Annotated in this window: 6 protein-coding genes and 1 tRNA gene; 5 read left to right on the forward strand and 2 right to left on the reverse strand. The window is 73.1% G+C overall.

Annotated elements, in window-relative coordinates:
* Window positions 1–70: 70 nt before the first annotated feature.
* Window positions 71–1,390 carry a hypothetical protein gene (locus ACZ7DL_RS21930; RefSeq protein ID WP_470776144.1) on the forward strand — a complete coding sequence of 440 codons (1,320 nt, stop codon included), beginning with the start codon at window positions 71–73 and terminating at the stop codon, window positions 1,388–1,390.
* Here the strand turns inward: ACZ7DL_RS21930 and ACZ7DL_RS21935 are convergent.
* A complete protein-coding gene (locus ACZ7DL_RS21935) occupies window positions 1,354–2,928 on the reverse strand; it encodes a serine/threonine-protein kinase (protein ID WP_470776119.1) in 1,575 nt (524 codons plus the stop codon). The genes ACZ7DL_RS21930 and ACZ7DL_RS21935 overlap by 37 nt on opposite strands.
* A gap of 158 nt (window positions 2,929–3,086) precedes the next feature.
* Window positions 3,087–3,635: a helix-turn-helix domain-containing protein gene (locus tag ACZ7DL_RS21940; protein ID WP_360745301.1), complete on the reverse strand. Its 549-nt coding sequence runs from the start codon at window positions 3,633–3,635 to the stop codon at window positions 3,087–3,089.
* A gap of 183 nt (window positions 3,636–3,818) precedes the next feature.
* Between ACZ7DL_RS21940 and ACZ7DL_RS21945 the strand changes: the two genes are divergently transcribed.
* From ACZ7DL_RS21945 to ACZ7DL_RS21960, 4 genes are all read left to right on the forward strand, one after another.
* Window positions 3,819–3,891 (forward strand) — tRNA-Ala (locus ACZ7DL_RS21945).
* A gap of 311 nt (window positions 3,892–4,202) precedes the next feature.
* Window positions 4,203–4,721, forward strand: a complete 519-nt coding sequence (locus ACZ7DL_RS21950; protein ID WP_470776122.1) for a hypothetical protein — start codon at window positions 4,203–4,205, stop codon at window positions 4,719–4,721.
* 124 nt (window positions 4,722–4,845) lie between these two features.
* The gene (locus tag ACZ7DL_RS21955; protein ID WP_470776124.1) at window positions 4,846–5,694 is read left to right on the forward strand and encodes a DUF4097 family beta strand repeat-containing protein; all 849 of its coding nucleotides are present in this window, start codon (window positions 4,846–4,848) and stop codon (window positions 5,692–5,694) included.
* 74 nt (window positions 5,695–5,768) lie between these two features.
* Window positions 5,769–6,136: ATP-binding cassette domain-containing protein (locus tag ACZ7DL_RS21960; protein WP_470776146.1), on the forward strand; the 368-nt coding region annotated here is incomplete at its 3' end.

Raw genomic sequence — 6,136 nt, forward strand, 5'->3', positions numbered from 1 at the left:
TGCTCTGAGCGTGCTGCTGGGACTCTGCGCCGTCCTCGCCCTGCCGGCCGGCACCCCGCTCGCGGCCGGCATGCAGCGCGCCGCCGGTGCCCCGTTCCCGGCCGACACCCCGAGCGCCGGCAGCCCGCTCGCCGCCGGTACCTCGCTCGCCGCCGGCACCCCGCGGGACGCCGGCGCGCGGCCCGGGCCGTACGCCTTCACGCCCGGGGCCCGGACGGTCGCGGGTGCCGGGGCCACCGCGGACGCCGCCCTGCTGGACCCCGGCCACACCTACCGCAGCTCCCTCCCCCGCAACGGCCGGCTCTACTACCGCCTGCGCCTCGCCGCGAAGGACACGGCGTACGTCCCCGTCACCGCCGTACCGCCGGCGGACGCCACCGTCTCCTCCACCGACGGCATCCGCGTCTCGCTCCGCGACGCGCACGGCACCTCCTGCCCCTACGCCTCCGCCCGCTTCGGCGCCGGGCTCAGCCCCCGCCCGGTCACGGCCGCCGGACAGCGAGAGGCCGGCAAGGCGCTGTGCCAGGGCGGGGGCACGTACTACCTGCTCGTCGAGCGTCTCGACGCCGAGGGCTCCGGTGCGTCGGACCAGGCCGGGCCGTGGGACCTGGAGATCGCGCCCGTCACGGAGCCCGGCCTCACCCACGCCGGTGCCACCACCGCGCCGCGCACCTGGGACTCCGCCACCCCCGAACCCCTCAGCGGCACCGCCCGCGACCGCTCCGGAGGCACCGGTTTCGCCGCGGCGCGCCCACTGGGCCAAGGGGTCTGGCGCACCAGGCTCGTCCCCGGCGAGACCCGCTTCTACAAGGTGCCGCTGGACTGGGGCCGGCAGCTGCACGCCTCCGCCGACCTGAGCGGTGCCCCGGGCCACGGCTATGTCGGCGGCGCCCTGAACCTCTCCCTCTACAACCCGGTCCGCGGCTACGTCGACGACATCGCGCTCGGCTACACCGGCACCGCGAAGTCCGCCGCCCTCGCCCCGCTCCCGCCCGTGGAGTACACCAACCGGTACGCCGTTCCCACCGGGGTGACCGCCGTCCGCTTCGCCGGTGACTACTACCTCGTCCTGCACCTCAGCACGCAGCTGGCCGGCACCTTCGGGCAGGGCCCGTTCGAGGTGACCCTGCGGGTGCGGGTGGACGGACGGGCGCACGCGGGGCCCGGGTACGCCGGCCGGCCCGTGCCGGACGACATCTTCACGCTCACCGAGCAGGACCACGCGGCCGCCCTGACCGGGGGCACCGGGGACGGGAACCACCGGCTGATGCGGCTGGTCGCCGCCGGCGGGATCGGCGGAGGGACCGCGCTGCTGCTGCTTCTCGGCGGGTGGACGGTGGCCGCCCGGCGCGCTCAGGCCCGGGCCAGCGCCCAGAAACCCACCGCGTAGCAGGCGAGCGCCAGCAGCAGGATCGGGACCACGGCCTTGGCCGGGGGGCCGGGGCGACGACGGGCCCGCCGCGCCCGGCGCCCCCGCGCGGGCACGGGCGGTGCGGGGAGGGACGGGGCGAGCGGCGGCACCAGCGGATCACGGGAGGTGTACGCGGCGGTGTCGGTGTCGGCGGGCGGGGCCGGCTGCGGCGCCGGCAGCGGGGTGGGAAGCGGGCCCGGCAGCGGGTCCGGCGATGGTGTCCGCCGCGGTGGGGGAAGCGGGGTCGACAGCAGGTCCGGCGGTGGGTTCAGACGGGGGGCCCAGGGCGGGTTCGCGGGCGGAAGGGGGGCCGGGCCGGGTGCCGGGGTCTGCTGGGGAGGCGGCAGCCGGAAGCTTCCGGTGTCCGACATGGAGCCGGTGTGGGTGGGCGCACCGGGATTCGTACCCGCGTTTCCGTGTGCACCGGGTCTGGTACCCGCGTTTCCGTGTGCACCGGGTCTGGTACCCGCGTTTCCGTGCGCACCGCTGCCCGTGCCGGTGACCGCGCTCGCACCCGCACCTGCACCTGCACCCGCACCCTCACGCGGTGCCGCTTCCGGTTCCGCAACGCCGTCCGGGGGCGCCGTCGAGACGCCGCCGTCGGACAGCAGCTCGAAGGCGACGCCTGACGCCTGCCGTAGGGGGCCCTCGGGGCCGAAACCGGGTGGCAGCGGGCCGAGTTGATCGAAGATCTCGATGAGTTCGTCGTCGGGGCCGGGTTCCGGGAGGAGTTCCGCGGCGGCGGCGAGGGCCTTGCGCGCCCCCGTGGCGGTGCGGAAGCGGTGCACGGGATCGGGCTGGAGGAGCGTGGCGACGACCTGCCAGAGCGGTTCCGGAATGCCCTTGGGCGGACCGGGAGTTCCGTGTTCCAGGAAGTACTGCACGAGCGCCTTGGCGTCCGGCTTGGCGCCTTCGAGGAGATACAGGGCGACCAGGCCGACGGCGAACAGGTCGGCCGGGAAGTCGGGTTCGGCGCCCAGCATCTGCTCGGGGGCGAGGTAACCGGGCGTGCCCACCACGAGGTTGGTCTCCGTCAGCCGGGGCTCGCCGAGCCGCATGGCGATGCCGAAGTCGGACAGCCTGAGCCGCGGCCGGCCGGTACCGGTGGCTTCCAGGAGCACGTTGGCGGGCTTGATGTCCCGGTGGACGACGTCTTCGGCGTGGACGGCGGCGAGCCCGGACAGCAGCTGGTCGAGCAGCGTGCACACGAACGCCGGCGGGAGCGGGCCGTAGTCGCCTATGAGATGGACCAGGGAGCCGCCGGCGACCAGGTCCATGGTGAAGAGCACCTTGTCGTCGTCGGCGGCCCAGCTGGCCGGGGCGAGGACGTGCGGGTGGTCGATGCGCAGGGCCTGCTCGCGCACGAAGCGGAGCAGGGAGTGGGCGTCGCGCTGCTGGAGGACCTTGGCGGCCACGTAACGCCGTCGGCGGTGGTCCCAGGCCCGCCATACGGCACCCACCCCGCCGCGTCCGATCGGGTCGGCCAGCTCGTACCGGCCGGCGAAGACCTCACCCATGGCAGTCGCCGCTCCTCCCCCTAGCCCGACGAAGTCCCCGCGCCCCCGTGTGCCCCCTGCTCCCCTTCCCTACCCATGAGAAGAGCGCTACGCCCCCAACCCCGCGCCCCCCGGCGCCCCGGCCATCCCGGACCCCTCCGGTGAGCCGGTCCGTGGGGTCAGTTCTGGTGGGACTGGTAGTGCGCGACGGCGTCCGAGGTGCGGCCGGCGCCGTAGACGCGGAGGAACTCCGCGAGTTCGGGGTGGCTCGGGGCGAGGGCGTCCGCGGCGTCTATGATGTCGCCCGCGGCGGCCACCGAGCGGAGCAGCGACTGGATCTCGCGGACCACGCGCTTGACCGTGGGCGCACCGGAACTGTTCGTGGTCTGGGTGGTGTTGCTCAGCACGGAACCCCCCTGCGACTTCTTGATCTCGTCCATGCGCTCCGTCGCCTCGGCGGCGCTGACGCTGCCGTCGGCGACCTGGGACGCCAGCTCCTGAAGCAGCTGCACCCGCTGGACCACCGCGGGATTGCCGATCTTGGCGCGCTGGCCGCTCATCAGCTGCGAGAGCATCGGCGCCGACAGGCCCAGAACAGCGGCGAGCCGAGCCTGGTTCAGCCCGAGATCGTCGATGAGCTTACGGAAGAGCGCCCCCAACGGCTCTCCGTACCAGTTCCGCTGGAGCTCCCGCGCTCTGGCGGTGGCTTCCTGCTGTGCGGCGTCCATTGCGTCTCCCCATCGCTTCCCCTGAAAAACCGCGGTTCGCTGTAGCGAACCACGTCGAGCATCTTACGGAGAGTGGTCATCCGCGGGGACCCCCAATCTTTTTGCGGGATACGGGGGGTGACCCGGTACTCTGGTCTCCGGCACCGCCGGAATCCACACCCTCCGGCCGGTCGCTCATTCCCGGGGGCCTTAGCTCAGTTGGTAGAGCGCCGTCTTTGCATGGCGGATGTCAGGGGTTCGACTCCCCTAGGCTCCACTTCCCGAGAGCCCTCCTGACCTGCGGAAACGCCGGTCAGGAGGGCTCTTTGCGTTCCCATGTCGACAGCTCGTGGCACCTCGTGGCGCCTCATGGCGGCCAAGTGCTCGCCCTATGGCGCCAACCGGTGCCATGTGGTGCCGCCGGGTGCCATCGCGGGTATCGCGAGGCGCACGAGCGCGCATGGTGCCACCCTCATTCAGGGCCCTCATCTCGCGTTATCGCTGGTCAGCGCGCTGGCGTCGGCGGATGCCACCTGTGCGGCGCCATCCTGGCTTGCGGTGGCGCCATCATGGTGCCATGATGATGTCATGGATCTCACCCCGTACATCGACACCCTCCGCCGCGAACTCGCGGTGGCCGCCGAAGCCGGTGGCGGCGAAGCCCGTGAGCTGGCCGAGAGGCTCACCGCTCCCCTGGAGTCGGCGACCCGGCTGACGATGCTCAACGTGCTCTCCGCCGCGATGGACGAGATCACCCGTGAACTCGCCCCCGGCTCGGTCGATGTACGACTGCGCGGGCTCGACCCCGACTTCGTGGTGACGCGCCCGCCCACCGGCGGCGGTGGTCTCGGGGAGTCCGCCGCGCCCGCCGAACCGCCGAGGGCCCCGGCTCCCGCCGACGGCGACGAGGGCGGCACCGCCCGCGTCAACCTGCGGCTGCCGGCCCACCTCAAGGCCCGCGCCGAGGAGGCCGCGAGCCGCGAGGGCCTGTCGGTCAACGCGTGGCTGGTGCGGGCCGTGTCGGCCGCGGTCGAAGGCGGCACCCGGCCGCGTACGGCGGAGAAGAGCCAGAGCGTCGGACAGAGCTTCACGGGCTGGGTGCGCTAACCGCGCCCGCGCCCGCGCCACATCACCTGCGCCACTTCACCCGCACCACCTCACCCGCACCACTTCATCCACACCACGTCCCACCAGCGGGGACGTCCTGAAGACCCAAGAGGACGGGACAGCCATGCCTTCTTTCGACACTCCCGAACCGATCTCGGCCACGGCGCGCGTGGAGGCCGGTTCCATCCAGTTCGCCGCGAGTGACCGCCACGACACCGTCGTCGAGGTGCGGCCCCGCGACCCCAAGAAGGACCTGGACGTGCGGGCGGCCGAGCAGACCGAGGTCACCTGCACGAGCGGCGTACTGAACGTCATCACGCCCAAGCCCCAACTGTTCGGCCTCGGCCGCACCGGCACCGTCGACATCACGGTCGAACTGCCCACCGGCTCGCGCGTCGACGTGACCGGCTCCTGGACCCAGGTGCTCGGCGAGGGCCGGCTCGGCGAGGTCCGCGCGAAGACCTCGGCCGGCGACGTCCGCTTCGACACGACCGGCCCCCTCCAGCTGACCGCGTCGCACGGCTCGATCACCGTGGACCGGGTCGAGGGCACGGCCGAGATCACCACCAGCTCCGGCAGCCTGCGCGTCGGCCTTCTCGACGGCCCCGCCGTCCTGAAGAACTCGCACGGCACCACGACCGTCGGCGCCGCGACCGGCGAGCTGCGGGTGAGCGGCGCCAACGGCGACATCGAGATCCGGCGCGCCGAGGACTCGGTCACCGCCACCACCGCCCACGGCACCCTGCGGGTGACGGAAGTGGCTCGTGGCACCGTCCAGTTGGAGACCCAGTACGGGGCCATCGACGTCGGCGTCCGCGAGGGCACGGCCGCCTGGCTCGACGTCAGCTCGGGCTCCGGCCAGGTACGCAACACGCTCACCGCGTCCGAGGCCCCGGAGCGGACCGAGGACACCGTCAAGGTCCGCGCCCGCACCAAGTTCGGGAACATCGACATCCGCCGCGCCAAGGCGTGAGCGCCACCTCCTCGACCGGCCCCATCCCCACCCCCGTCAGCCTTCGAACGGAGGGCCCCATGGCCTTGTCTGTCATGTCCACGTCCACAAAGGTGGGCGGTCGGCAGTCTCCCGTCGCCGTCTCCGCCGACGGTCTGCGCAAGTCGTACGGCGACAAGACCGTGCTCGACGGCATCGATCTGCGGATCCCGGCCGGTTCCGTGTTCGCACTGCTCGGGCCCAACGGCGCCGGCAAGACCACCGTCGTGAAGATCCTGTCCACGCTCATCGCCGCCGATGGCGGGCAGGCCCAGGTCGCGGGCCACGACATCGCCGGCGATCCGCAGGCCGTGCGTGCCGCGATCGGCGTCACCGGGCAGTTCTCCGCCGTCGACGGGCTGATCACCGGTGAGGAGAACATGCTCCTCATGGCGGACCTGCACCACCTCTCCAAGCGGGAGGG

The sequence above is a fragment of the Streptomyces sp. NPDC036984 genome (assembly GCF_055607665.1).